This window comes from Pseudalkalibacillus decolorationis (assembly GCF_024609785.1).
Lineage (GTDB): Bacteria > Bacillota > Bacilli > Bacillales > Fictibacillaceae > Pseudalkalibacillus > Pseudalkalibacillus decolorationis.
This window is the reverse complement of the sequence record NZ_JANHJQ010000065.1, coordinates 1-659: the sequence shown is the minus strand read 5'-3', so window position 1 is coordinate 659 and position 659 is coordinate 1. Positions and strand designations below refer to the sequence as shown.

The following is a 659-nucleotide window of genomic DNA, read 5'->3' as shown; positions in this document are numbered from 1 at the left end:
TTTCATACTTTCATCAACTTGGTAAATTGCTTTTCTAAGCATCTTTGATCGATCCATTAAAATTTCTTTTGGGGATTTTTGATTGTAACGGGATTTAGTGTGGGTGGCATCAACAATAATCAATGGACTTTTTATAATCCCTTTTTCGGTAGCGATCTCAACCGTTTTATTAATCAACTTATCCAAAAGGTCGATATCTTTTAAACGTAATTTGCGGAATTTAGTTAAAGAACTCGAATCAATCACCTCATCTTCTGGAGCCATATCTAAAAAATATTTGAAAGACATATCGTATTTAGAACGCTCCACGATATCGACGTCGGATAGGTTATGTATAGATTTCAACAATAAGTATTTGAACATTCGAATAGGACTGATGGCATAACGTCCATTATCAAGACAATAGTTATCCTTAAGTTCGTTATAAACAAAAGAGAAGTCAACGAGTTCGTTAATTTTTCGCAAAAGATTATCCTTTGGAACGACTAAATCATAAATATCCGTATAAGAACTTAATGGAAGAGATAGTTGTTTCCGTATCATCGTATCCACCCACTAAAATTTGATACTTAAATTATACAGTAAAAAAGGTATAATTCCCTCGATACATACAAGGAATTATACCTTTTCATCATTTATGGAACTTTTTCAGTGACCTC

1 protein-coding gene is annotated in these 659 nt (G+C 32.5%); it reads right to left on the bottom strand.

What is annotated here, in order from left to right; translation table 11 throughout:
* On the bottom strand, positions 1 to 543 hold a 543-nt coding region (locus NON16_RS25295; RefSeq protein WP_257352389.1), incomplete at its 3' end, for a transposase.
* Positions 544 to 659: the final 116 nt, after the last annotated feature.